Source organism: Klebsiella sp. 4_1_44FAA, assembly GCF_000238715.1.
Lineage (GTDB): Bacteria > Pseudomonadota > Gammaproteobacteria > Enterobacterales > Enterobacteriaceae > Klebsiella > Klebsiella pneumoniae.
The window spans coordinates 683,229-706,744 of sequence record NZ_JH414798.1 but is presented as its reverse complement, the minus strand read 5'-3'; the positions used below and the strand labels follow the sequence as shown (position 1 = coordinate 706,744).

General features: G+C 60.4%; 16 protein-coding genes and 4 pseudogenes. 7 read left to right on the top strand and 13 right to left on the bottom strand.

The window, feature by feature from the left end:
• From HMPREF1024_RS22280 to HMPREF1024_RS22290, 3 genes are all read right to left on the bottom strand, one after another.
• Nucleotides 1-245 (bottom strand): ATP-binding cassette domain-containing protein (locus tag HMPREF1024_RS22280; RefSeq protein WP_009307651.1); only part of this gene is annotated, 245 nt, incomplete at its 3' end.
• The gene (locus HMPREF1024_RS22285; RefSeq protein WP_002908294.1) at nucleotides 238-2,007 is read right to left on the bottom strand and encodes an iron ABC transporter permease; all 1,770 of its coding nucleotides are present in this window, start codon (nucleotides 2,005-2,007) and stop codon (nucleotides 238-240) included. The genes HMPREF1024_RS22280 and HMPREF1024_RS22285, both read right to left, overlap by 8 nt.
• 73 nt (nucleotides 2,008-2,080) lie before the next feature.
• Entirely contained in the window at nucleotides 2,081-3,169 is a 1,089-nt protein-coding gene (locus tag HMPREF1024_RS22290) for an ABC transporter substrate-binding protein (RefSeq protein WP_009307650.1), read from the bottom strand.
• Nucleotides 3,170-3,472: 303 nt separating this feature from the next.
• Between HMPREF1024_RS22290 and HMPREF1024_RS22295 the strand changes: the two genes are divergently transcribed.
• Together HMPREF1024_RS22295 and fdhF are read left to right on the top strand one after the other, a co-directional pair.
• A complete protein-coding gene (locus HMPREF1024_RS22295; RefSeq protein WP_004148647.1) occupies nucleotides 3,473-4,552 on the top strand; it encodes a malate/lactate/ureidoglycolate dehydrogenase in 1,080 nt (359 codons plus the stop codon).
• A 246-nt stretch (nucleotides 4,553-4,798) separates the two neighbouring features.
• Nucleotides 4,799-6,950, top strand: a pseudogene (gene fdhF, locus HMPREF1024_RS0125610) (formate dehydrogenase subunit alpha).
• A 42-nt stretch (nucleotides 6,951-6,992) separates the two neighbouring features.
• Here the strand turns inward: fdhF and HMPREF1024_RS22300 are convergent.
• Nucleotides 6,993-8,150, bottom strand: coding sequence for a M20 aminoacylase family protein (locus tag HMPREF1024_RS22300; protein WP_004180310.1), 1,158 nt, complete (start codon nucleotides 8,148-8,150; stop codon nucleotides 6,993-6,995).
• 295 nt (nucleotides 8,151-8,445) lie between these two features.
• On the opposite strand from HMPREF1024_RS22300, the gene HMPREF1024_RS22305 reads away from it, so the two are divergent.
• The 4 genes and pseudogenes from HMPREF1024_RS22305 (at nucleotide 8,446) to HMPREF1024_RS22320 (ending at nucleotide 12,424) form a co-directional block, all read left to right on the top strand.
• Nucleotides 8,446-9,645: an MFS transporter gene (locus tag HMPREF1024_RS22305; protein WP_004148650.1), complete on the top strand. Its 1,200-nt coding sequence runs from the start codon at nucleotides 8,446-8,448 to the stop codon at nucleotides 9,643-9,645.
• A gap of 116 nt (nucleotides 9,646-9,761) precedes the next feature.
• Nucleotides 9,762-10,196 (top strand): VOC family protein, encoded by a 435-nt coding sequence (locus tag HMPREF1024_RS22310; RefSeq protein ID WP_004180313.1) that lies wholly within the window; start codon nucleotides 9,762-9,764, stop codon nucleotides 10,194-10,196.
• 565 nt (nucleotides 10,197-10,761) lie between these two features.
• Nucleotides 10,762-11,995, top strand: a pseudogene (locus tag HMPREF1024_RS22315) (MFS transporter).
• 36 nt (nucleotides 11,996-12,031) lie between these two features.
• Nucleotides 12,032-12,424, top strand: coding sequence for a VOC family protein (locus HMPREF1024_RS22320; RefSeq protein ID WP_002908370.1), 393 nt, complete (start codon nucleotides 12,032-12,034; stop codon nucleotides 12,422-12,424).
• Nucleotides 12,425-12,552: 128 nt separating this feature from the next.
• Here HMPREF1024_RS22320 and HMPREF1024_RS22325 read toward each other — a convergent pair whose 3' ends face one another.
• From HMPREF1024_RS22325 to HMPREF1024_RS22365, 9 genes and pseudogenes are all read right to left on the bottom strand, one after another.
• A complete protein-coding gene (locus tag HMPREF1024_RS22325; protein ID WP_021440293.1) occupies nucleotides 12,553-13,140 on the bottom strand; it encodes a DUF1062 domain-containing protein in 588 nt (195 codons plus the stop codon).
• Nucleotides 13,141-13,438: 298 nt separating this feature from the next.
• On the bottom strand, nucleotides 13,439-14,161 hold the full coding sequence (locus HMPREF1024_RS22330) for an amino acid ABC transporter ATP-binding protein (protein WP_002908374.1): 723 nt from the start codon (nucleotides 14,159-14,161) through the stop codon (nucleotides 13,439-13,441).
• The gene (locus HMPREF1024_RS22335; RefSeq protein ID WP_004151161.1) at nucleotides 14,148-14,912 is read right to left on the bottom strand and encodes an amino acid ABC transporter permease; all 765 of its coding nucleotides are present in this window, start codon (nucleotides 14,910-14,912) and stop codon (nucleotides 14,148-14,150) included. Before HMPREF1024_RS22335 ends, HMPREF1024_RS22330 begins: the two co-directional genes overlap by 14 nt.
• A gap of 63 nt (nucleotides 14,913-14,975) precedes the next feature.
• Nucleotides 14,976-15,743, bottom strand: a complete 768-nt coding sequence (locus tag HMPREF1024_RS22340) for a basic amino acid ABC transporter substrate-binding protein (RefSeq protein ID WP_002908376.1) — start codon at nucleotides 15,741-15,743, stop codon at nucleotides 14,976-14,978.
• Between the two features lie 92 nt (nucleotides 15,744-15,835).
• A pseudogene (locus HMPREF1024_RS22345) lies at nucleotides 15,836-16,769 on the bottom strand (MurR/RpiR family transcriptional regulator).
• Nucleotides 16,735-17,712: an ABC transporter substrate-binding protein gene (locus HMPREF1024_RS22350; RefSeq protein ID WP_074193795.1), complete on the bottom strand. Its 978-nt coding sequence runs from the start codon at nucleotides 17,710-17,712 to the stop codon at nucleotides 16,735-16,737. The pseudogene HMPREF1024_RS22345 and the gene HMPREF1024_RS22350 overlap by 35 nt, the downstream one beginning before the upstream one ends.
• Nucleotides 17,702-18,754 carry an iron ABC transporter permease gene (locus HMPREF1024_RS22355; protein ID WP_004148676.1) on the bottom strand — a complete coding sequence of 351 codons (1,053 nt, stop codon included), beginning with the start codon at nucleotides 18,752-18,754 and terminating at the stop codon, nucleotides 17,702-17,704. The genes HMPREF1024_RS22350 and HMPREF1024_RS22355 overlap by 11 nt, the downstream gene beginning before the upstream one ends.
• A pseudogene (locus HMPREF1024_RS22360) lies at nucleotides 18,755-19,776 on the bottom strand (FecCD family ABC transporter permease).
• Nucleotides 19,773-20,594 carry an ABC transporter ATP-binding protein gene (locus HMPREF1024_RS22365; protein ID WP_009307643.1) on the bottom strand — a complete coding sequence of 274 codons (822 nt, stop codon included), beginning with the start codon at nucleotides 20,592-20,594 and terminating at the stop codon, nucleotides 19,773-19,775. Before HMPREF1024_RS22365 ends, HMPREF1024_RS22360 begins: the two are co-directional and overlap by 4 nt.
• 505 nt (nucleotides 20,595-21,099) lie before the next feature.
• On the opposite strand from HMPREF1024_RS22365, the gene HMPREF1024_RS22370 reads away from it, so the two are divergent.
• Complete coding sequence (locus tag HMPREF1024_RS22370) at nucleotides 21,100-23,172, top strand: TonB-dependent siderophore receptor (RefSeq protein ID WP_009307642.1); 2,073 nt, start codon at nucleotides 21,100-21,102, stop codon at nucleotides 23,170-23,172.
• The last annotated feature ends 344 nt before the right edge of the window (nucleotides 23,173-23,516 follow it).

The following is a 23,516-nucleotide window of genomic DNA, read 5'->3' as shown; positions in this document are numbered from 1 at the left end:
TTACGCTCTTCGGCCGGGATCTCGCTGCGCGGCGTGCCGTCGTACACCGTGCGGTTGCCGATGGCGATCCGTCCGCTCGTCGGTTTTTCCAGCCCGGCCACCGCCCGCAGTAGCGTGGTTTTCCCGCTTCCCGAAGGCCCCAGCAGCGACACCACCTCTCCCCGGCCAAGCGTCATGGACACCCCCTTCAGCACCGGGTTGTCGCCATAGGTGAGATGCAGATTTTCTACCGATAACTCAATCATGTAATTTCACTCCAAAGCGCAGGGCGATACCCAGGCCAATCACCACCAGCAGAATATTGATAAAGGAGAGCGCCGCGACGATATCGATGGCCCCCGCCGCCCACAGCGACACCAGCATCGAGCCGATGGTTTCGGTACCCGGCGACAGCAGATAGACGCCGGTGGAATACTCGCGCTCAAAGATCAGGAACATCAGCAGCCAGGAGCCAATCAGCCCATAGCGCGACAGAGGAACGGTCACGTGGCGGGTGATCTGCCCCCGCGAGGCGCCGGTGCTACGCGCCGCCTCCTCCAGCTCCGGGCCCACCTGCAGCAGCGTCGAGGAGATGAGCCGCAGGCCGTAGGCCATCCACACCACGGTGTAGGCCAGCCAGACGCTGAAGATGGTGTTGCGCAGGGCACGCAGCTGCACGATAAGGTGCTCCCGCAGCCAGTCGGCCACCGGCAGCGCCGAGAGCCAGCCGTGCTTCAGCGACTGATCGAGCCACATCGGCACAAACAGGAATACCCACAGGAAGGCCAGCCCGGCCAGCAGCCCCGGTACCGCGCGCGGGACCAGCACGCTGTAGTCGAGAAAGCGGGTGACGTTGTCCGCTTTGCGGTGCATGGCGATGCCGACAAACAGATAGCAGATCACCGCCAGCGCGCCGCCGATGATGCCGATAGCCATCGAGTTGACGATCGCCCGCAGCAGGTTGGGCTGCTGCCAGATATTGTGGAACGTCGCCAGCGACAGCTCATCCCACAGCGACACGCCGACGCCCCAGTTGGAGATAAAAGCGCGCAGCGCCACGCCGAGCAGCGGTACGCCGATGGTCACCGTCAGCCAGGCCACCACCACCGCCCCGGCCACCCAGCGCCATTTGCCCAGCGGCAGAGCCCGCGCCTGGGACGCCTTTCCCTTCATGGTGACAAAGCGGTTGGCGGTGCGCATCAGCCGCCGCTGGAGCATCACCAGCGGGATGGTGATGCAGATCAGCACCACCGCCACCGCCGCCATCAGATGGTAGGAGGGGGTGCCGAGCTTGTTAGTCAGCTTGTAGAGATAGGTCGCCAGCACCATGTTGCCCTCGGGGTCGCCCAGCACCAGCATCAGACCGAAGACTTCCAGACCGAGGAAAAAGAGCAACACGCAGGCGTAAAGAATGGATGGCCGCACCATCGGCAGACTCACCGAGGTCATCACCTGCAGCGGCGTGGCGCCGACGGTGCGCGCCGCCTCTTCCACGTCGGAGCCGACGCTGCGCAGCGCCGAAGAGATATAGAGATAGGCATGCGGAACGTGAGTTAAGCCGGCGATGACCACAATGCTGAACATCGAGTAGATATTCCACGGCACAAAGCCGATCAGCTGCTGCGCCCACTGGGAAAAGAAGCCTACCGGCCCGGCGGCCACCACGTAGCCAAAGCCCAGCACCATCGGCGAGACGAAGATCGGCACCAGGATCAGCGGCTCAATGATCCGCCGGCCGGGTAAATCGGTGCGCACCATCAGAAACGCCAAAATACCGCCCAGCGGAATGGCGATAATCACCAGGCCAAAGGCCAGAATAAAACCTGACCTTAATGCCAGATAAAAATCCGGGTCGGTAAAAATAAAGGCGAAGGCTTCCAGACTCCACGATTTGGAGCGGGAAAAGAACGGTGCCGAAAGAAAACTCTGCACCACAATAAATAACAGCGGGACATAAATCACCAGCGCCGTGATGCACACCACCACGCCGCGCGGCAGCCCCTGCCACTTTCTGCGTAATACGTTCATGGTTCATCCCTTCGGTCAGGTGAATAAACCCGCCGGGTGTGAATAGGGGCATCGGCGATGCCCCAGGGGAGGATTATTTCGCGGCGGCGCTGCGCCATTGTTTAATAAACTGCAGACGTTTTTGCGGCTGTAAATAATCGAGCAGCGTTTCGTTGACCGGGATCGGTTTTAACGCTTTGCCCAGCAGCGCGGTCATGCCGTCGATATCATTTTTACCTGCAATATCGCGACGAATAGAGGGAATATCCGCCTGGCTGGCGAGGATCTGCTGGCCTTTTTCCGACAGGACATAATCCAGCCACAATTTCGCCGCATTGGGATGTTCGCTCTCCTGGCTAATAAACGAGACGCGGGAGAGCACCAGCACGTAATCTTTCGGATAGGCAATACCTAAAGAGGGATCGTTTTTCGCCCGCGCTTCGGCATAAGAGCCAAGAATGTTATAGCCGATCAGGTTTTCGCCGGAGGAGACGCGCTCCATCATTGTGCCGGTGGAAGACTGCACCGTCAGGCCGCCTTTGGCGATATTCGCCAGGTCGGCAAAATAGTTCGCGTCGGCCTGGCTGTCCTGTACCGCCAGCATAAAGCCGAGGCCCGATTTTTCGATATCGTAGGTGGTGACTTTGCCTTTAAATTTATCGGCCTGGCTGGCGATAAGTTTTGCCAGCGCGATATGCGAATCCGGTACCTCATTCTGCGGGATCAGCCGTTTGTTATAGATAAACACCACCGGCTCATAGGTAGTGCCATAGGCTTTTTGCTGCCAGACCGCCCAGTCGGGTAATTGCTTCACCTCCGGCGAGGCATATTGTTCCGCGTATTCGGTGGCTAATTTCAGCGCGGTATCCATCGATGAGCTCCACACCACATCCCCGCTGCCGCCCCCGGCGGCCTGTTCGCTGATATAGCGGTTATACAGCTCGGTACTGTTCATGTCGTTATATTCGACTTTGACGCCCGGGTATTGCGCTTCAAATCCCTTAATTAACGGCCCGGCCGCTTTGGTATCGGTCGTGGAATAGACAACCACCTTGCCCTCTTTTACGGCGGCATCAACCGTTTTTTGATAATCCGCGGGATAGCCCGCAGGCACCTCCGCCCAGGCGGCACAGGCGAAAACGGCCGTCAGTGAAACCACTAAACCACTTATTTTCTTATACATGATACCAACCTTTAATCATCAATTAATAAACACAAATTTAACATATAGTGGTATCAGCTCCCCTTGCAACGACGGGGATGGCTTTTTTCTGGCTTTTGTGACACTGGCAGAATTTAAAAATGTGGTGTTTATGGCGTTAATTAAAACGCGATCCCGGCCCGGTTTTTTTATCGTCTGTCGTATGCGCAGGCGCTGGCGCAGCGGCATGTCGCCGGGAGACGCCGCCCTTGACCTTCTGCGCCGGGCGGCGCAGCATAAAACGGCAAACATAACAAAATAACAACAGACTACAGGAGAGAATCAGTGCCTACAGGACACCGCTTTCTGGCGACGGATCTGCATCAGTTTGTCGTCTCACTGTTTACCCATCTCGGCAGTACCCCAGGGGAAGCCACCCTCGTCGCGGACCATCTGATCGCCGCCAATCTTGCCGGACATGACTCCCACGGCGTTGGGATGATCCCCAGCTACGTCAAATCCCACGCCGGTGGTTTTCTGCAGCTCAACCGCCACGCCACGGTGACCAAAGACGCCGGCGCCGTGGTCACCCTCGACGGCAACGCCGGCTTCGGCCAGGTGGTCGCCCACGAAGCGATGCAGTTAGGCATTGAAAAGGCGAAGCAGCATGGTATGGCGGCTATCGCCTTGCGCAATGCGCATCACGTCGGACGCATCGGCTACTGGGCCGAACAGTGCGCCGCCGCCGGGCTGATCTCCATTCACTTCGTCAGCGTCATCGGCGACCCGATGGTCGCCCCGTTCCGCGGGAAGGACAGCCGCTTCGGCACCAACCCGCTGTGCGTGGTGTTTCCCCGCGCGGGCCATCCGCCGCTGCTGCTGGACTACGCCACCAGCGCCATCGCCTTTGGTAAAACCCGCGTCGCCTGGCATAAAGGCGAAGCCGTGGCCCCCGGCTGCCTGATTGACGCCGAGGGTCGCCCCACCACCGACCCGGCGGTGATGCAGACCTCGCCGCTGGGCGCCCTGCTCACCTTCGCCCAGCACAAAGGCTATGCCCTGGCGACGCTGTGCGAAGTGCTCGGCGGCGCGCTCTCCGGCGGGCAAACCACCCATCAGGAGAGCCTGCAGACCAGCGTCGACGCCATCTTTAACTGCATGACCACGGTGATCCTGCGCCCGGACGCGTTCGATGCCCCGGACAGCCAGGCACAGACGGAGGCCTTTATCGCATGGTGTAAGCAGTCGCCGCACGATGCCGATGCCCCGGTGCTGGCGCCCGGCGAATGGGAGGCCGCCAACCGCGAAGCGCGGCTGGCGCAGGGGATCCCGCTGGATGCCGGCAGCTGGCAGGCAATCTGCGCCGCCGCGCGCGACGTCGGCCTGAGCGAATCGCACTTCGACCGCTGCCGCCCTCTCGCCTAGCCGCGTGTTACCCCGCAGAGCGTCTGACGTCGGCGCTCTGCGTCATCGTCATTAGTGACGAGGTCATGCTCCCGTCATCAATCTCTTTTCATTTTTCAATACAGATCAAGAGTTTAAATTCTGGCACAAGACCTGCATAGCGCAACAGGCCTGCGTCTGCATCACCACCAGGCGATACCGCGATCGTTGCCCGTCGGGCCCGGCGCGACAGCGATCCTCAGTTCACTGTTAACAGGTCTGTTACTGATGAAAAAAATCACGAGCGTGTGCCCCTACTGCGGGGCGGGTTGCAAACTTAAACTGGTTGTCGACAACAATAAAATCATTCGCGCGGAGGCCGCCGACGGCGTCACCAACCAGAACCAGCTGTGCCTGAAAGGCTACTACGGCTGGGATTTTCTTAACGATACGCAGCTCCTGACGCCCCGTCTTAAACAACCGATGATCCGCTACCAGAAAGGCGGCGCCTTCACGCCGGTCAGCTGGCAGGAGGCGATTCGCTATACCGCCAGCAAGCTCAGGGAGATCAAAGAGAAGCATGGCCCGCGCGCCATCATGACCACCGGCTCCTCGCGCGGCACCGGCAACGAAACCAACTATGTGATGCAAAAGTTCGCCCGCGCGGTGCTGAACACCAATAACGTCGACTGCTGCGCCCGCGTCTGCCACGGCCCCTCCGTCGCCGGGCTACAGCAGGCGCTGGGCAACGGGGCGATGAGCAACTCGATTAGCGACATCGAAAACTCGAAATGCCTGCTGGTTTTTGGCTACAACTGCGCCGACTCCCATCCCATCGTCGCCCGCCGGGTAATCAAGGCCCGGGACAACGGCGCCAAAATCATCGTCTGCGATCCGCGGCGCATTGAAACCGCGCGCATTGCCGATCGTCATCTGCAGCTCAACAACGGCAGCAACATGGCGCTGGTAAATGCCTTCGGCTATGTGCTGCTGGAGGAGGAGCTGTACAACAAAACCTATGTCGAACGCTATACCGAAGGGCTCGATGCTTACCGCGAGGCGGTGAAGGATTACGCCCCGGAAGCGGTGGAAGGGATTGTCGGGGTCAGCGCGCGGGAAATCCGGGAGGCGATGCGCATGTTCGCCGCCGCCCCATCCGCCACCATTATGTGGGGCATGGGGGGTCACCCAGTTTGGCCAGGCGGTGGACGTGGTGCGCGGCCTGGCAAGCCTGGCGCTGCTCACCGGCAACCTGGGACGGCCCAACGTCGGCGTGGGGCCGGTCCGCGGGCAAAACAACGTACAGGGCGCCTGCGATATGGGCGTGCTGCCGAACCTGTTTCCCGGCTATCAGGAGGTCACTGACCCCGCCGTGCGGGCGAAATTCGCCGCCGCCTGGGGCATCGACCCGGCGCTGATGGACGACCAGGTCGGCACCCGCATCACCGAGGTGCCGCATAAAGCGCTGACCGGCGAGATCAAAGCCTATTATATCATGGGCGAAGATCCGCTGCAGACCGAAGCCGACCTCGGCCTGGTGCGCAAAGGCATCGAGGCGCTGGACTTCGTGGTCGTGCAGGACATCTTCATGACCAAAACAGCGGAAATGGCCGATGTCCTGCTGCCGGCCACCTCCTGGGGCGAGCACGGCGGCGTCTTCACCTGCGCCGACCGCGGGTTCCAGCGGTTTGAACAGGCGATCCCTCCGGCGGGGAATGTGAAGCGCGACTGGGAGATCATTAGCCTGCTGGCCAGCGAATTGGGCTATCCGATGCACTATGAGAACAACCAGCAGATCTGGGACGAGATGCGCGAGCTCTGCCCGCTGTTCTACGGCGTGACCTGGGAGAAAATGGGCGATATGGGCCATGTCCAGTGGCCGTGCCCGACCCTCGATCATCCCGGTACGCCATGGCTGTATCAAGACAACCGCTTCGACACCCCCTCGGGTAAAGGGCAGCTGTTCGCCACCGCCTGGCGCGCGCCGGCGGAGCGCCCGGATGACGAGTGGCCGCTGGTGCTCTGCACCGTGCGGGAAGTCGGGCATTATTCCTGCCGCTCGATGACCGGCAACTGCGCCGCGCTGCAGTCGCTGGCCGACGAGCCGGGACGGGTGCAGATGAATCCCGCGGATGCGCAACGACTGGGGATCGCCGACAAACAGCTGGTGTGGATCAGCTCCCGGCGCGGGAAGGTGATCTCCCGCGCCGACCTCAGCGATCGCATCAATCCGGGGGTGGTCTATATGACCTATCAGTGGTGGGTGGGCGCCTGCAATGAGCTGACCCAGGATAACCTCGATCCGATCTCCAAAACGCCGGAAACCAAATACTGTGCGGTGAAAGTGGAAGCGATTGCCGACCAGCAATGGGCGGAGCGCTATGCCTGGACGGCCTACAGCGACATGAAAGCGCGACTGAAAGCCGCTGCCGACGTCTGACCTCAGGGAGCGCAGCGCGCTCCCTCTGCCGCTGCCGGTGGGTTACGCCGCCGGCAGCTGTTTCTCCACCAGCCCCACCCACATGGCGACGCCGGGGCCGATCAGCGCATCGTTAAAGTCATAGCTTGCGTTATGCAGCGGCTTCGACGGGGTTTCGCCGTCGGTGCCTATCCAGAAATAGGCCCCCGGACAGGCCTCCAGCATGCAGGCAAAATCTTCGGAGGCCATCGACGGCGCCTGATTCCAGCGCACCGCTTGCGCGCCGAGAGTGGCGACGGCCACCTCGCGCACCTGCTGCGCCTGCAGCGCATGGTTTTTGGTCACCGGATAACCCGGGAACCAGCTAATCTCGCCCTGCACATCGGACACCTGCGGCTGGGTCGCCACATAGCTTTCGATGAGCTCCCGCACGCGGGCGCGAACGCGATTGCTCAGACAGCGGAAGGTACCGCGCAGCACCACGGTGTCCGGCAGGACGTTGATCGCCTCGCCGCCGTTTATCTGGGTGATGCTGACCACCGCGGAATCCTGCGGCGACAAGCGGCGGGAAGGAATGGTCTGCAGCGCCATTATCAGTTGCGCCGCCGCGACGATCGGATCGGCCCCGCTCTCCGGCATCGCCGCATGACAGCTCTTTCCGCGCAGGGTGATCTCGAAGGCGTCCAGCGAGGCCATCATCGCGCCATCGCTGAGCGCCACTTCGCCAAGAGGGATCCCCGGCCAGTTATGCAGCGCGTAGATGGCGTCCATCGGGAAGCGCTCAAACAACCCCTCCTCCACCATTTTGCGCGCGCCGCCGAGGTTCTCTTCCGCCGGCTGAAAGACAAAGTGGACGGTGCCGCTGAAATGGCGGGTCTGCGCCAGATGGGCGGCGGCCGCCAGCAGCATCGCGGTATGGCCATCGTGGCCGCAGGCGTGCATCACCCCGGCGCGGCGTGAACGGTAGCTGACGCTCCCCAGCTCGGTGATCGGCAGGGCGTCCATATCGGCGCGCAGGCCGATAACCGGCCCGGGGCCGTTCTCCAGCGTCGCCACGACGCCGGTGCCGGCCAGCCCGCGATGCACCTGCAGCCCAAACGAGGCCAGCAGCTCCGCAACGCGGCGCGAGGTCTCCTGCTCCTGATATCCGAGCTCAGGCGCGGCGTGAAATTCACGTCGCCAGCCAACGGCTTCGGCGATCAGTGACGGCGATACGGCCATGTATTACTCCTTTCCTGCATAGCGTAATGCTGAATAATCGGTCATGCGTCGCGTTTTTCCCCGTCGCTCACCGGCGTCGGGGCGCTGCCGCTCCCTCCGTTATATCCTGTCGTTACCACGCTGACAACGTCACGAAATGCGGCGGCGGCGCGGCGTACAGCCCACCTGCTGCCCTGCGACCCTTTTTTGGTAGTGATTTCAACGGTGACAACGGCCAGTCGATTAATTATTATGCAACTCAGGACGGCAATTTGCCGAAGGATCCACTACTGACCTCTCCGTCATCGGAAATAAAATGTTTAACCCAGACCAGAATCGTCTTGCCCCCACGCTGGCGATGATCATGGCCGCGTCGCTTGTGGGATTTATCACCGGCTATACGGTGCCGTTAATCAGTCTTGAGCTGGCACAGCAGCAGATCGCGCCGCTGTACGTCGGCCTGCTGGCCGCCCTGCCGCCCGCCGGCATGATGATCTCCTCTTTCCTCTCTCCTGCGCTGTGCCGGCGCGTTGAAATGGGCGTGCTGCTGAGCGGCAGCCTGATCCTGCTGGCGCTGGCGACCATCGCCTCATGCATGACTACCGATATGACGCTGCTTTTGCTGCCGCGCCTGCTGACCGGCCTGGCCTCCGGGGTCATTATCGTACTCGGCGAAAGCTGGATCACCGGCGGCGCGGCGGGCAGCCAGCGCGCTACCCTCACCGGTCTCTACGCCTCGGCCTTTACCGGCTGCCAGCTGGCCGGGCCGCTGCTGATCTCCGTCGGCCCCGCCTGGCAGACATCAGCGCTGATCGCGATTGTCGCGGTCACCGCCGTCTGCCTGCTGATGCTGCGCCATCTGCCCACCGGCACTCGTGAAAGCCTCGGGGAGCGCGCCAGCTGGCGCAGCCTCGGCGCCTTTCTGCCGGTACTGGCCTCCGGGGTCTTCTGCTTCGCCTTCTTTGACGCCAGCATCCTCGCCCTGCTGCCGCTGTACGGCATGGACAAAGGGCTGAATGAAGGGCTGGCGGTGCTGCTGGTCACCGTGGTGCTGACCGGAGATGCGATGTTCCAGACCCCGCTCGGCTGGCTGGCCGACCGGGTCGGGATTCGCCGCGTGCATCTGAGCTGCGCGGTGGTTTTCAGCCTGTCGCTGCTGGCCCTGCCGCTGATGCTCGGCTCGCGCATTCAGCTGATGGCCATTTGTCTGCTGCTGGGCGCCGCGGCGGGCGCGCTTTATACCCTGTCGCTGGTGCGGGCGGGGAAAACCTTCAATGGGCAGAAGCTGATTATGATTAACGCCCTGTTCGGCTTTTTCTGGTCCGCCGGCAGCGTTGCCGGGCCGGTAGTCAGCGGCATGCTGATCGGCATCACTGGTTACGATGGCCTGATCGTCACCCTGGTGGCCAGCGGCGTGCTGTTCCTGTTGATTCAGTGTCTGTGCAAAAACGAGAAAACCCTGCTTGCCAGTGAGCAGGAAGATGACATGGACGAGGCGACGGAGTCCGCACGGTAGTCCTCACGGGCTGGCCTGGCGCCAGCCCTTTTTTATGGCCCTCACCGGAGGGTATCCTGTTCTTGCTGGCTCACTGCTGTTAACCATTGCCGGCCCCCCAGCCGAGAGGAAATCCCATGGAAAGTAATACCTTACATCGTGGCAGATTGATCGATCATATTCTGCTGGTTGTCGAAGACTTTGAGGCAAGCAAAAACTTCTATACCGCCGTACTGTCGGCGCTGGAGATCCCGGTTATCACCACCGCCAATGAATACTTGCTGGCCGACGAACTGGTGCTGGCCTCACGCCACAGCCCGGAGGCTGCCGGGAAACTGACTGGGCGCCACCACCTGGCATTCCAGGCCAGAGATCGTGACATGGTGGACGCTTTTTACCATGCGGCGCTGACCCATGGCGGACGTGATAACGGCGCGCCTGGCGAACGACACTATCATCCTGGTTACTATGCCGCTTTTGTGCTGGATCCGCAGGGGAATAATATTGAGGCGGTGTACCATGGCAAGGCTGAGCGCAGCGCCGGGTCTGTTGCGATCAGCTTCACGCAGTAAGCGGGCGAAAGTCACATTTTCTTACCTGCGCAATTCCCATAATAAATGTGGGTGTTATCATTTCCTTGATGAATAATTCATACCCATAGCTGAGGCGTCGATGCTGGAAAACCTAATCATCTGATAATCAGACTTCCGACCATCACTGGCCGGACTGATTATCACTGCGCTGAAATCGAATGCGGACACTGGCGAGTGTTCGCCTATTTTGCCCATGATGATGACAAAGGTTTCCCGGTATGAATGTTTCCCCTCAGGAGCAAGCGACTTTATTCATTCTCGTCCCCTGCGGACAAACGCTCCACATCCACGCGATGGCAGCGAGACCCCTCCCTCGCATAAGAAACGTCACCCCCAGCCAGTTAACCCGGTGCGTTATCCCTCTGCCATGCTCGATCACTCCCTCTGCATGCCGTTGCGTTGCCTTACCCAATGACAGTCGCCAGGCGAATTTTATCTTTCGGTTTGTCATTCCGCGGCCAGCCTGTGACGACAGCCGCAAGGGATCCACATCAACCAGGCCCCGATACCAGGGAAACCGTCACCGACCAGGGAGTCTTCGCGTATGAAATTAGCGTTGGGACCGTACATCCGTTTTAGCAGAATCTTGTTATTTCCGCTGGCGATGGTTATCTATGATTTTTCTGCTTATCTGACTACCGATCTCATTCAGCCGGGTATTATCCACATCATCCGGGAATTTGAGGCTGATGTTGCGTTAGCCCCGGCCTCCGTCAGCCTCTATTTAGCCGGGGGGCTGGCATTACAGTGGCTGCTGGGGCCGCTCTCCGACCGCATTGGTCGCCGCCCCGTACTACTGACCGGAGCCATCATCTTTGCTTTGGCCTGCTTCAGCATGATCTTTGTTACGTCGATTGATCAATATCTTATCGCCCGTTTTATCCAGGGAACCAGTATCTGCTTCATTTCGACAGTCGGTTATGTCTCCATCCAGGAGGCTTTTGATGAAAAAGAGTCTATCCGCATTATGGCGGCGCTGACATCCATCGTTTTGCTGGCGCCGGTAATCGGGCCCCTGGCGGGCGCTGGCCTGATGAATTTCCTGCACTGGAAGTTATTGTTTGCGATCATCGGCGCCATGAGCTTGCTGGCCTGGGCGTTACTGATTTTTAACATGCCAGAAACGGTCACCTCTCAGGGCCGGGGGTTTCGTCCGGGAGAGGTATTTTCCGAGTTTGTCCGCGCCTTTAAACAGCCGGTGGTGCTCACGGGCGCGCTGGCGTTGTCATTCAGTAACCTGCCGATAATCACCTGGGTAGCACTCTCTCCGGTGATCCTGAACGATGACGGCGGGATGTCGCGCGGCGCCTATGCCTGGACCCAGGTGCCTGTCTTTGGCGGCGTTATTATTGCCAGCATCATCGTGGCCCGTTTTATCAAGGATCCGACCTCTCCCCGCTTTATCTGGCGCACTATCCCGATACAGCTGACCGGGTTGTTGGTATTACTGGCGGGAAATATTGCATGGCCCCATACCTGGTGGTGGTCCGTTTCAGGAACAAGTCTCTATGCCCTCGGAACAGGCCTGTTGTTCCCCGTATTATTCCGTTTTGCGCTTTTTTTCCCACTCCCTGCCGAAAGGGACGGTTTCAGCCACCATCAACATTGTGGCGCTCAGTTTTATGGCGGCCTCGGTGGAAGTAGCGCGCTGGGTTTACTTCCAGGCTGGCGGCAGAATTGCTTTTCACTGCCTGGCGCTGATAGCGGGAATCGTCGTCATCATGCTGGTCTCGCGCTTGTTAAAACTCCGTCAACAACATTTCCTTCAGCCAGCCTGAAGGTTTAGGCCTTTTTGCCCGCAACAGGAGAACACTATGTTTTCATACATTATGCTGGGAACGAACGATCTGCCACGCGCCATCAAGTTCTATGACCCGTTAATGGCGCTGCTGGGACACGTCAAAGCCGGCCGTAACGAACAGGGGGCGTCCTGGGGCACCTTCAACGGCAATCACACCTGCGGGCTGTGCGTAGGTGTTCCTTTTGACCAGCAGCCTGCCGGGGTGGGTAATGGAACGATGGTGGCGCTTAACGCCCGCTCCGTCGCACATATTGCGGAACTGCATGCCCTCGCCCTGCAACTCGGCGGACGTGACGAAGGCGGTCCCGGTCACCGGCCGCAGTATGGCGACGGTTTTCACAGCGCCTACGTCCGCGATCCCGACGGCAATAAGCTGGCGTTTGTTTACTATGCGTCTGCAGATTGAATGGCTGCAGCGGAGGTGGCTTTTGCAGGCGGAGATAAGGGAGTCAGGACGGCCAACTTCGCCGTCCTTATTCACCGAGGAATAAAAAAGCCAGCAGCTCAAGCGCTGCGGCTTATCTTCCCGGCAAGTTATCTACCGCAAAGTGATAACGTAATCCGGCGTCGCGCATACAGCGTTTCCGCCGCCAGCTGAAAATCATATTCCATCGCCTTCAGCTTTTTCGTCTTAAGCTGTTTTAGTGGAATACCCTCGATATGCCCTGTCGCGACCAACCACCGGATTTCAGCCGTACTCAGCTTGAGCTGTTTTTTCAGTATTGATAGCAGGCTGATGCGAAATGGCTGACTGACTCTGACGCGCACCGTTATCCGCTGACATGCCTTCAACGTAACCGACCATTGCTCGTGAATACGAAAATCAGGTTGCCCCGACGGCTCGGCGCGGTTGCGCTTCAGCGTCGCGAGGTCAGCGGCATAATAGTGAACCATGGCTGCATCGTTCTGCAGCAGGCGCTGAAGCAGTTCACGGTTTATCTTGCTGACGTGCAGCCTGGAAAACAGGGCGATATTCCAGGTGTAATCGCAGCGCGTGCATTTATAGATGCTCCAGATATCCAGCAGCTTCTTTTGCGAATTCACCCGGATGGCGCCGGAAGGCGCGAAGTCGCGTTTTACATTGCAGGCGGGGCAGCGTTTGGCAATGTGCTGATACCCCACGGGCGTGACCGTCCATGTAACTGTCATAACGTACCTTTTTTAACCCATACGAAACCGAGTCCGTGATTAACGGACCATGATTTTTGGCGTATGAAAAATAGTTAATCGCTATTTTTCAGTGGGTTAAAAAAAGATTTTCAACGTTATTTTCCTGGAGAAGTCCTAATCGACACCCTGAGATTAACAAAGGGGTTATCGCGGGATATATGAGCCCAGTCAATGTTTGCGCGGATGATTAAAAGCTTCGTCAATACACCCGGAATGCTCAGCGGGCTGGCCTGGCGCCAGCCCGCTCGGTTTACAGCACCTTGCTGAGGAACGCGGCGGTGCGTGGGTTGCTCGGCGCGCTAAAGATCTGCCCCGGCTTGCCCTCTTCCTGAATCACGCCCTGGTCGATGAAGATCACCCGGTCGGCCACTTCGCGGGCAAAGCCCATTTCGTGAGTCACGATCACCATGGTCATCCCCTCGCTGGCGAGGTTTTTCATCACCTCCAGCACGTCGCCCACCAGCTCCGGATCCAGCGCCGAAGTGGGCTCATCGAACAGCATAATCGACGGCTTCATCGCCAGCGCGCGGGCGATGGCTACCCGCTGCTGCTGGCCGCCGGACAGGCTCGAGGGCCAGGCGTCGCGCTTATCGCTTAAGCCCACCTTCGCCAGCAAGGCTTCCGCCAGGTCGACCGCCTGCTGGCGCGGCATATTGCGCAGATTCATCGGCGCCATGATCAGGTTTTCCAGCACCGTCATGTGCGGGAACAGGTTAAAGCGCTGGAACACCATGCCGACGCTTTCGCGCATCTTGTTGAGGTCGGTGGTCCGGTCGTGGGCGGCAAAGCCGTTAACCACCACCTCGCCTTCGCTGACCGTCTCCAGGGCGTTCATGCAGCGCAGGAAGGTGCTTTTCCCCGAGCCGGATGGGCCGATGATGCACACCACTTCCTGCGGTTTAATATCGCAGCTGATGCCGCGCAGCACGTGGCTGTCGCCGAAGCGCTTATGTAAGTTATTAATGTGAATCACTTTTGCCAAACCTCTTTTCCAGACGGTTAACCAGCTGCGCCAGCAGGAAGGTGATCACCCAGTAGACCAGAGAGATGGTCAGGTAGGGTTCCCAGTAGGTGGCGTAGGCGCCGGAGACGGTGCGCGCGGCATAGGCCAGATCGGCCAGGCCAATCGCCGAGGCCAGCGACGAGTCTTTGACAATGGCGATGGCGTTATTGCCCAGCGGCGGCAGAATACGGCGAAACGCCTGTGGCAGGATCACCTTGCGCATGGTTTTCCACCACGGCATGCCCAGCGCGCGGGAGGCCTCCATCTGCCCTTTGTCGATCGACTGGATGCCGGCGCGGAAAATCTCCGACACATAGGCTCCGGCGTTAAGGGTGATCGCCACGATGCAGGAGAGGAACGCCCCGTAGCTGGCGCGCAGCTCGCGGGCAAAGTCGGCGCTCATCAGGCCGCTGGTCACCAGCAGGCCGTCGCGCGGGTTGATAAACAGCGGCACCAGCGCAAAGTGCACCACCATAATCTGCACGAACAGCGGCGTGCCGCGGAAGGCGCTGACGTAAAAGCGCACCGGAAACTGCACCAGGTAGCGGAGAATATATTTCCACGGCCCGTGCTCGGCCTTCGCCATCCGCCCGAGACCGAGAGTTAACCCCCACAGCGTCCCGAGGATCACGCAGATAATGGTACATTTAATCGTCATCAGGGCGCCGTCCACAAACAGCGGGCCGTACTCCTCGATGATCTCCCAACGGAATCCCGTCATAGTCCTTCCCTAAAAAATACGGCTATCGCCTGGGCGATAGCCGTGGTCACTGAAAAAGGTGGATTATTGCGCTGGCAGCGTCGGCACGTTGTCGTCGAACCAGGTTTTATAGATTTTGGCGTAAGTCCCGTCAGCAACAATCTTTTGCAGCCCGGCGTTGATTTTGCCCAGCAGTTCACTGTTGCCTTTCGCCACCGCAATACCGAAATACTGACGCTCAAATTTGGCATCCGGCACCAGCTTGAACTGCTTCTCCGGGTGCTGTTTGATGTAGTACTTCACCACCCCGACGTCGCCTACCGCGGCGCTGACGCCGTCCTCAAACAGCTCCTGGAGCATCAGCGGGGTATTGTCGAAGCGCTTGATCGCGGTGCTGTTTTTACCCAGCACCTCAGAAACCACGATATCGCCGGTGCTGGAGTTCACCACCCCGACCTTCTCGTTTTTCAGGGCCGCCAGTGAATCCACCTGCGAGTCCTGAGCGACGACGATAGACTGTTCGGCCGGGAAGTACGGCGCGGAGAAATCGACCATCTGTTTGCGTTTATCGGTGATGGTGATCCCGGAGATGATGATGTCGCGGTCGCCGGTGTTCAGCGTGGCGAAGATGCCTTCCCATGGGGTATTAACCAGCTTAACGTCAAAGCCTTCGGCTTTGGCGATGGCTTTGATGATGTCGATGTCGAAACCTTCCAGCTGTTTCTGGCTGTTTTCAAATTCAAACGGCCGGTAGGTGCCGCCGGAGCCGACGGTATAGGTTTCCGCAGCCGCCTGTCCGGCAGCCGTCAGCGCGGCTATCATGCAACACGCTTTGAGCAAATTCTTGACCATGAGATTTCCTTTTTATGCATTTATTTTGCATAAAAATACACACACTCACTTTTATATGCAACCGGAAACCTTCCCGCTGGTGAATTATCTTCTCAATGGCCCCGTTTACCGCCGGATTTACCGATAGCCCGATGCAGATCGTTGATTCGTTTCAGGGATTTCACCGTTTTTTGTGGCGTGGTAGAGGCCACCGACAGGACAATCATCTCGAGACAGACCAGCACCGTACCGTGCAGCGGCATCCGGCTACTGTCCCCGCCGCGCGGGACGTCGATCACCACCTGCGCCTCCTGGCTGAAGCGCGAGTCCACCGCCTGGGTCAGCAGGATGGTCGGAATACCCAGCCGCTTCGCCTCGCGCAGGGTGGTCAACCCTTCGCGATGGGGGGATTTTTGCCCCATCATGATCAGCACATCGCCGCGCTGCAGGCCGATAAGCTGTTCGGCAAGGCTAAAGCCCGTGCGGTTCATCACGTACGCCGGCAGGCCAATACGGCTGAACAACCGGGCGGTGTATTCGGCGAGGATCCCCGAGGCGCCGATACCGAAGATCCCCACCTGGCGCGCGTCGCTGAGCAATGCCACCGCCTGAGCCACCGCCGCGCGGTTGTCGGCCCGCGACAGGACCTCGCACACCCGCTGATGGCCTTCAAGCACAAAATCAATACTGGAGTTGACGTCGCTGGAGAGCGCGGTAACCGTCGAGCGCATCTTTTCCGCCGAGGTGACCGAGGTGCCGAACCAGCGCTCCATGGTCTGCTTAAGCTCGCGCAGCCCGGCGAAGCCCAGCGCCTGGATGGCACGCACCACCGTGGCGTCGGAGGTCTGGGTCGCGGTGGCGATCTCCATCGCGGTATGCTCCAGCACCACCTCGCGGTTGTCGTTGATATAGCTGACCACCGCCCGCAGCCGGGGGGAGAGCTGGTGCGCCCGGGCGCGATAGCGTTCGCCGAACAGATCGACTTTGCCCTTCTCTTTTTTTACCGCGCTTTTCATTTGGCCTCCGCCGGGATCGGCCTGCCGGCAATATGCGACTGCACCTGGGCCACCATCAGAGACAGCGCGGCGTAGGAGTTGGAGATCACCTCTTCCCGCGGCAGTAAAATATAGTGCCCGGTGCGGCAGGCGCGCAGAAAGTCGCACCAGCCGGGCATCACGCCTTCCATCGCCTGCAGCTCATCCTGCGGCTTACCGCCGGTATCCGACCGCCAGGTGGCGAAGACAAAATCAGCGTCCAGCTCCGGCAGCTGTTCCGCGCTGACGTCAATGCGCTGACCATCGGGGATCCGCTCAATCAGCGGCGGAAAGCGGAACCCGGCGTCGCGCAGCACCCGGCCCAGCGCATGATACGAATGATGCACCGTGACCTTGCCGTTGTTCGCCTGGATCACTGAGACGCTGTACTGCGGTGGGTTGACCATCGCTTTCAGTTGTTTAATTTGTTCCTGATAGCGGCGCTCGAGGCTCGCCAGCCGCGGCTGGGTGCCGGTCAGCTGCGCCAGCTTGCGGTAAATCTCCGGGGCGCTGCCCTGCAGATGGTCGATGCTCACCGTCGGGGCAATCTTCTCCAGTTGCTCCACTGACACGTGGCGGCTGGGCTCGGTGATAATCAGATCCGGCCTGGCGGCGGCTACCGCTTCCAGATCGATATCGGCGGTGCCAATAAAGCGGATATCGCTGTTGTCGAAATCGACGCCGGTGAGCTGGGCGCTGGATCGCAGGTAGTGGCTACCGTCCGGGCGCGTCCGGCCGTGGCTGGCGATCGGCGGCGCCCCGAGCTCAATCAGCGGAATGGTAATATCGAGATCGTGCATCGAAACGATACGCTGCGGATGCAGCGGCACGGTGACGGTGCGGCCTAAATCATCGGTGAAAGTTTGAGTTTGTGGGGCGGCGGCGCTGACGGCCCCCGTCAGCAACAGCAGCAATGAGACGAACCAACGCATACTACCTTCCTGGTTAAAGGGCATCACGGCGACGCCAGAGCAAGACAACGAAGAACGGGCAGCCCACCAGGGCAATGACAATCCCCGCCGGGATCTGCAGCGGGGCAAACGCCAGCCGGCCAAGGGTATCGGTCGCCAACACCAGCAAGGCGCCAATCAGCGCGCTGCCGCACAGCAGCGATACCTGGCCGCCGCGCAGCACGAAACGCGCCATATGCGGCGCCATCAGGCCCACAAAACCCAGGCTGCCGACGCAGGAGACGCTGGCCGAGGTCAGCAGCACCGGCGCAAAAAAACGCAGCACCGTCAGCTGCTGCAGACGTACGCCGAGGCCGATGGCGGTCCGGTCGCCCAGCAGCGCCACGTCCGCCGCCCGGGCGGTACAGAACAGGATGATGGCCCCGGGCAGCGCCCAGCAAAAAGCCACCGCCAGCAGCGGCCAGGTGGCGGCCTGCAGGCTGCCCGCCAGCCAGATCATCGCCGTCTGCACGTCGCGTACGTCGGCGGTGGTCATAAAGATGCCGACCGCGGCCGCCAGGCTCCAGGAGACGCCGATGCCAATTAAAATAAAGCGCGGCCGCGAACAGTCGCGGGCCAGCGTCAGGACCAGCAGGGCCACCGCTATGCCGCCGACCATCCCCGCCAGCGGCCGCCAGACCAGGCCTACCGCCGGGAAAAACAGCACCAGCGCCAGGACCACGATGCTGGCCCCCTCTTTGACGCCGATCAGCCCCGGGTCGGCCAGCCCGTTACGGGTGATGCTCTGCATCGCCGCGCCGGCCAGCCCCAGCATGGCCCCGCACAGCAGCGCCATCAGGATCCGCGGCAGGCGGATATCAAACAGAATAAAGCGCGGCTGCTCGCCCATCTCCTGCGGCGCCAGCAGGGCCCGCGCCAGCGTCGACGCGGGCAGCGGATAGCTGCCGCGGCTAAGGCTGTACAGCCCCAGCGCCAGCAGCGTCAGCACTATGCTGGCGGCAATTTTTAACGCCGCCGGGCGCAGCAGCAGCTGGCGGGAGGCGAAAGCCAGCGGCCGAAAACCGGCCCGGTGAACGGCGCGCGTCATTTAAAAAAACCTCGCGGCGATAAAGATAAACAACGGCGCGCCCACCAGGGCGGTCATCGCCCCGGTCGCCAGCTCCTGCGGCGCGACCAGCGTCCGGGCGGCGATATCCGCCAGCACCAGCGCCAGCGCTCCCACCGGCGCGGCCAGGGGCAGCGCCAGGCGGATATCTTCCGTCACCAGACGGCGCACCACGTGCGGCACCACCAGCCCGACGAAGCCGATCGGCCCGGCCACCGCCACCGCCGCGCCGCAGAGCAGCGCAATCGCCAGCAGACCCAGCAGCCGCGTCTGGACGAGATTAACGCCAAGGCCCAGCGCCACCTTATCCCCCAGCGCCAGCACGTTGAGGCGTGGGGCAATGAGCAACGCGACGCCAAGGCCGATCAGCGCCGGGACCAGCGCCGTCTGCAGCGTGCTCCAGTTCATTCCGGCCAGGTCGCCGGCCAGCCAGGTGCGCATCGCCAGCAGCGTCTGTTCATCGAGAATCAATATCGCCGCCGTCACCGCCGACGCAAACCCTGACAGCGCCACTCCGCACAACGTGATGCGCAGCGGCGTCGCCCCGCCGCGCCCGGCAGAGGCCAGCGCCATCACGCCACCGAACAGCAGCCCCGCGCCGCAGGCGGCGGTCAGCGGGCGCCCGGCGGGGTAAGCGCCGAAGGACAGGCCCAGCGCCGAGGTCGCCACCACCGCCAGCGAGGCGCCGGCGTTAAGCCCGAGAATATGCGGCTCGCCAAGCGGGTTACGGATCACCGTCTGCAGCAGCAGCCCGGCGACGCCGAGCGCCGCGCCGGTCAGCAGCGCCGCCGCCAGCCGCACCAGACGCAGATCGACGATAATCCGCTGCTCAAAGTTGCGCGGATCGTACTCCAGCAGCGCCTGCAGCACCGTCTGCGGGGCGATCCAGCGGGCGCCTAAGCCAAGATGCACCAGCGAGGCGGCGATAAGCAGCAGCGTTAGCAGAAGCAGCGCCAGCCGGGGGCGGGGCGACGCCGCGCGGAAAGCAGGATGGCCACGCTCATTGTGCCGCTGCCTGGCGGGCGCGAAACGGCATAAAGAAGGGTTTGCCGGTTTGCGGGTTAATCGACATCTGCACGTCAACGTCAAACACGTGTTTAATCAGCTCAGGGCTACAGACATCGTTGTCGCTAATCGTGCCAGCGATGCGCCCCTGTTTAAGGAATACCAGCAGATCGGCGTAGTTCACCGCAAAGTTAAGGTCATGGAGCACTGTCACCACCGTGCGGCCATGTTCGCGGGTGAGGGTCTGGAGCAGCTCAAGGATATCGACCTGATAGCGCAGATCGAGCCAGGTGGTCGGCTCATCGAGCAGAATGGTGGCCGTTTGCTGGGCCAGCGCCATGGCGATCCAGCAGCGCTGACGCTGGCCGCCGGAGAGGCTGTCCACCGGCAGATGGGCGAATTCGGCGGTACCGGTTAAGCGCAGCGCCTCCTCTACCGCCAGCTCATCGGCCTCGGACCACTGGCGCATCAGCCCCTGCCACGGGTAGCGCCCGCGCGAGACCAGCTCGAAAACGGTCAATCCTTCCGGGGTCAACGGCGATTGCGGGAGGATGCCCAGCTGGCGCGAGACGGTCTTCGTCGGCATCTGGTGAATGGCTTGCCCGTCCAGACGCACGCAGCCGCCGAGAGGTTTCAGCATTCTGGCGATGGTCGAGAGCAGCGTGGATTTGCCGGATCCGTTCGCCCCGGCCAGCACCGTCATTTTGCCGGTGGGAATGGTCAGGTTGATATCGTCAACGATCAGGGTCTGGCCGTAGCCGGCCGACAGGGCATCCAGTACGATCCCCTGCTCTGCAGGTTTCACCCGCTGTGGCATAACTCGCTCCTGCGCCGCAGCGTTCCAGGCGATAGCTGGACATTCTGCAGTCAAATCAAAATAAATCTCATTCTCTTTTGATCATGACGGGGATGAATGTAGTAGTCAATACTCGCCATCGTCTTCAGACGGGGACGCTGACTACAGCGAGGCTGTGCCAACGCAATATAATTAAAATAAAATAATATCAGATAGATAACTACAAAACATTCCCTACTGGAGGTGTTTAAAACGTCCTGTTCCTCGCCGCTGAATTTTTATCTTGCATAACGTTTACTACTACACCCCTTCATGATTGAATGATTCTCAATTACACATCTGAAGGCGCATTCAGACGCTAAACAGAGTGCTTTTATTATTCAGGGCAATGATTTTATTGGCTTAATCTGACCGCAAAGGCAGATTCGTTCACGAGAAACAGATAATGACTCAACCCCATGTCGCCTGCAGGACGTTGCCAGGGCGCGCGCTTTTTTCGCTTCTTTTTTTAGCCTCACCGGGATTAATGGCCGCCGACAATCGCGCGGCGAAAAGTACTAACGACGCGGAAGAGACCATCACCGTAGTGGCCGACGGCGCGCAGCAGAGCGCCACCAGCGGCTATCAGCCGCTCAGCTCCGCCACCGCGATGCTAACCTCGATGCCGCTGCTGGATATTCCCCAGGTGGTCAATACCGTCAGCGATCGGGTTCTCGAAGATCAGCACGCCACCTCACTCGATGAGGCGCTGTATAACGTCGCTAACGTGGTGCAGACCAACACCCTCGGCGGTACCCAGGACGCCTTTACCCGCCGCGGCTTTGGCGCCAACCGCGACGGCTCGATCATGACCAACGGCCTGCGCACCGTGCTGCCGCGCAGCTTTAACGCCGCCACCGAACGGGTGGAAGTCCTGAAGGGGCCCGCCTCGACGCTGTACGGTATCCTCGACCCCGGCGGGCTGATCAACGTCATCACTAAACGGCCGGAGCGGCAGTTCTCCGGTTCGGTTTCCGGGACCTCCACCAGCTTTGGCGGCGGCACCGGCAGCGTCGACATCACCGGCCCCATCGAAGGCACAAATCTGGCGTACCGACTGATAGGCGAATATCAGAATGAGGATTACTGGCGCAATTTCGGTAAAAACAAAAGCAGCTTTATCGCCCCTTCCCTGACCTGGTTTGGCGAGCGGGCAACGGTGACCGCGTCCTATTCGCACCGCGACTACAGCGCCCCCTTTGATCGCGGCACTATCTTCGATCTGAATACCGGCCATGCGGTGAACGTCGATCGCAAAACGCGCTTCGATGAAGCGTTTAATATTACCGATGGCTATTCCGATCTCGCTCAGCTCAACGCCGAGTATCGCCTTAACGACGCCTGGACCGCGCGCTTCGATTACAGCTACAGCCAGGATCATTACAACGATAACCAGGCGCGGGTAATGGCCTATGATTCGGCGACCGGCAACCTCACCCGCCGGGTCGATGGTACCCACGGTTCAACGCAGAAGATACACTCCACCCGCGCCGACCTGCAGGGCAACGTGGTAGTGGGCGGCTTTTATAACGAGCTGCTGACCGGCGTCGCCTATGAGAATTACGATCTGCTGCGCACCGATATGCTGCGCTGTAAGAACGTTAAAGGCTTTAACATCTATCATCCGGTCTACGGCACTCTCGACACCTGTAATACCGTCTCCGCCTCCGACAGCGACCAGCGGATCCAGCAGGAGAGCTATGCCGCATACGTGCAGGACGCGCTGTACCTGACCGACAACTGGATCGCCGTCGCCGGCGTGCGCTACCAGTACTACACCCAGTACGCCGGTAAAGGCCGACCGTTTAACGTCAATACCGACAGCCGCGATGAGAAATGGACGCCGAAAGCCGGCCTGGTCTACAAGGTCACGCCGAACGTCTCCCTGTTCGCCAACGTCGCCCAGTCGTTTATGCCGCAGTCGTCGATCGCCAGCTATATCGGCGAGCTGCCGCCGGAAGAGTCCACCTCTTACGAAGTGGGCGCCAAATTCGACCTGTTAAACGGCATTACCGCCAATATCGCGCTGTTTGATATTCACAAGCGTAACGTGCTGTACACCGAGAGCATTGGCGATGAGACTGTGGCCAAAACGGCGGGCAAAGTGCGTTCCCAGGGCGTGGAAGTGGATCTGGCCGGGTCCATCACCGATAACCTCAGCGTGATCGCCAGCTACGGCTACACCGACGCCAAAGTGCTGGAAGATCCGGATTACGCCGGGAAACCGCTGCCAAACGTACCGAAACATACCGGTTCGCTGTTCCTGACCTATGACATTCATAACGTCTATAACAGCAACACCCTGACCGTCGGCGGCGGCGGCCACGCGGTCAGCAAGCGTTCCGGCACCAACGGCGTGGATTATTATCTGCAGGGGTATGCGGTGGCGGATGTGTTTGCTGCCTATAAGATGAAGCTGCAGTATCCGGTGACGCTGCAGGTGAATGTGAAGAACCTGTTTGATAAGACCTATTACACTTCCTCGATCGGCACCAATAACCTCGGCAACCAGATTGGCGACCCGCGCGAAGTGCAGTTCACGGTGAAGATGGATTTTTAAGCCGGACCATGGCGTCGCGCCGGATATTCATTGCCGGGCGGCGCTGCGCTTGCGCCGGCCTACGTTTCCGTGACATTTGTCGCAGTTCGTAGGCCCGGTAAGGCGCAGCCGCCACCGGGCAAAAACAGGCGCCTGGCGCCGGATGCCCATTGCCGGGCGGCGCTGCGCTTGCGCCGGCCTACCTTTCCGTGACATTTGTCGCAGTTCGTAGGCCCGGTAAGGCGCAGCCGCCACCGGGCAAAACAGGCGCCTGGCGCCGGATATTCATTGCCGGGCGGCGCTGCGCTTGCGCCGGCCTACGTTTCCGTGACATTTGTCGCAGCTCGTAGACCCGGTAAGGCGCA

What these genes read in the sequence shown, in the direction of transcription:
- HMPREF1024_RS22305 (WP_004148650.1), top strand. Translation starts at nt 8,446, where the DNA reads ATGTTTAACCCAGACCAGAATCGTCTTGCCCCCACGCTGGCGATGATC.
- HMPREF1024_RS22300 (WP_004180310.1), bottom strand. Translation starts at nt 8,150, where the DNA reads ATGGCCGTATCGCCGTCACTGATCGCCGAAGCCGTTGGCTGGCGACGT.
- HMPREF1024_RS22320 (WP_002908370.1), top strand. Translation starts at nt 12,032, where the DNA reads ATGTTTTCATACATTATGCTGGGAACGAACGATCTGCCACGCGCCATC.
- HMPREF1024_RS22335 (WP_004151161.1), bottom strand. Translation starts at nt 14,912, where the DNA reads ATGACGGGATTCCGTTGGGAGATCATCGAGGAGTACGGCCCGCTGTTT.
- HMPREF1024_RS22290 (WP_009307650.1), bottom strand. Translation starts at nt 3,169, where the DNA reads ATGTATAAGAAAATAAGTGGTTTAGTGGTTTCACTGACGGCCGTTTTC.
- HMPREF1024_RS22285 (WP_002908294.1), bottom strand. Translation starts at nt 2,007, where the DNA reads ATGAACGTATTACGCAGAAAGTGGCAGGGGCTGCCGCGCGGCGTGGTG.
- HMPREF1024_RS22365 (WP_009307643.1), bottom strand. Translation starts at nt 20,594, where the DNA reads ATGCCACAGCGGGTGAAACCTGCAGAGCAGGGGATCGTACTGGATGCC.
- HMPREF1024_RS22350 (WP_074193795.1), bottom strand. Translation starts at nt 17,712, where the DNA reads ATGCCCTTTAACCAGGAAGGTAGTATGCGTTGGTTCGTCTCATTGCTG.
- HMPREF1024_RS22340 (WP_002908376.1), bottom strand. Translation starts at nt 15,743, where the DNA reads ATGGTCAAGAATTTGCTCAAAGCGTGTTGCATGATAGCCGCGCTGACG.
- HMPREF1024_RS22310 (WP_004180313.1), top strand. Translation starts at nt 9,762, where the DNA reads ATGGAAAGTAATACCTTACATCGTGGCAGATTGATCGATCATATTCTG.
- HMPREF1024_RS22370 (WP_009307642.1), top strand. Translation starts at nt 21,100, where the DNA reads ATGGCCGCCGACAATCGCGCGGCGAAAAGTACTAACGACGCGGAAGAG.
- HMPREF1024_RS22355 (WP_004148676.1), bottom strand. Translation starts at nt 18,754, where the DNA reads ATGACGCGCGCCGTTCACCGGGCCGGTTTTCGGCCGCTGGCTTTCGCC.